The sequence below is a fragment of the Bacteroides stercorirosoris genome, assembly GCF_900142015.1.
In the GTDB taxonomy this organism is placed as follows: domain Bacteria; phylum Bacteroidota; class Bacteroidia; order Bacteroidales; family Bacteroidaceae; genus Bacteroides; species Bacteroides stercorirosoris.
On sequence record NZ_FQZN01000081.1, the window covers coordinates 1 to 1,448 of the forward strand.

The window sequence follows — 1,448 nt, forward strand, 5'->3', positions numbered from 1 at the left end:
TATTTAACCAATTTATTACTATATTTGAAAACAGGATTCAAGTATAAAACCCGAATCCTGAAGTTTTCTATTTACACAAAATTGTGGACAGTGCCTAAATCCGCCTCTACATAATGGTAAAGCTGACTTTTCGTCCAAGTCCTTGAAAGATTTTAAATAGGGTAGAGAGTTGAATATCCGCACGTCCATTTTCAATGCGTGAGATATAACTTTTCTTTGTTCCGATTTTGTTGGCAAGCTGTTCTTGTGTCATGCCTACTTTGAGGCGTTCAGCCTTCAGTCTTTCACCAATGATGAAGGCTTCACAACTGCTTTCAAACTCATCACGCTCAACTGTTCCCGGTGCGCCGAAGTCTTCGGCAATTAAATCTTCAATTGGGGTGCATCCTCTTGCTTTTAAATCTTCATTTCTCATTGCTTGTTTCTCCTTTCGTTTTTTTACTGGAAAAGTATTCATTCATAATTCGTTTGGCACGTTCAATTTCTCCGGGAGGCGTTTTTTGTGTTTTCTTTTGAAAACCATTAAACAATATCACCAGACTTCCTTCATCCATACAGCAGAAAATGCGATAAATGTTTCCTCCCTCTTCTATACGGATTTCGAACAGACCTTGTGTACCATTGATTGCTTTCAGGTATTTTTCAGGCACTTGTTCTAATATCATTATATAGGTAAGTATCTGGTAGGTTTTACGTAATGCTTCCCGTGATAGAGTTTTTCTAAACTCTTTGAAGTAGTTAGCATATACGACTACCTTACGGATAAATTTATTATTTTCTTTCATGCGATAGATGTTTGATGTTACAAAGGTAACTAATAGGTGAACAATTATGCAATAATTCCGAGATTTTATTTATTAAATGTGTAAACCAACATACCAAAGAATACTAACGGGCAGAGGTGCTCCGTTCCAATCGAGTTCTGTTTAATCTCTGTTCAATCTGTTCAATCGGATTTGCAATCCGATTGATTGAGTATTAGGATTTGTAATCCGCTGATATCCGATAATTCCGGGGTATATAGTTGATGCGGAAGCGGAAAGCGGATTGAAAATCCTGATACTCGGGGGACGGAGGAGTAAAATCCGCTAATCTTGAATTAGGCTCTTTGGGAAAGGGAAAGGATTGGAGAAGGGAGGAGGCGGATTAATCGCCGGATTCGTCATCGGCTATTGTTGCCAAATCAAAGTAGAGCAGACGGGTATCGGCATCGGCGTCTTCGTCATTTAAGGGGATGAAGCCGTTCTTCAGATAAAAGGGGACGGCACCGGCATAAGCGTCCACTGTGAGGAAACGGCAACCGGTCTTGTTGTCGATGACAAAATAACTCTTGATGAAATTCAGGAGAAATGTGGCACTGTCCACAATTTTGTGTAAATAGAAAACTTCAGGATTCGGGTTTTATACTTGAATCCTGTTTTCAAATATAGTAATAAATTGGTTAAATA

2 protein-coding genes and 1 pseudogene are annotated in these 1,448 nt (G+C 38.9%); all 3 read right to left on the reverse strand.

The window, feature by feature from the left end:
- Positions 1–106 precede the first annotated feature (106 nt).
- On the reverse strand, positions 107–415 hold the full coding sequence (locus tag BUC01_RS24800; RefSeq protein ID WP_025836152.1) for a helix-turn-helix domain-containing protein: 309 nt from the start codon (positions 413–415) through the stop codon (positions 107–109).
- The gene (locus tag BUC01_RS24805; RefSeq protein ID WP_025836154.1) at positions 405–785 is read right to left on the reverse strand and encodes a type II toxin-antitoxin system RelE/ParE family toxin; all 381 of its coding nucleotides are present in this window, start codon (positions 783–785) and stop codon (positions 405–407) included. Before BUC01_RS24805 ends, BUC01_RS24800 begins: the two co-directional genes overlap by 11 nt.
- A 361-nt stretch (positions 786–1,146) precedes the next feature.
- Positions 1,147–1,353, reverse strand: a pseudogene (locus tag BUC01_RS24810) (GNAT family N-acetyltransferase); the annotation flags it as partial.
- Positions 1,354–1,448: the final 95 nt, after the last annotated feature.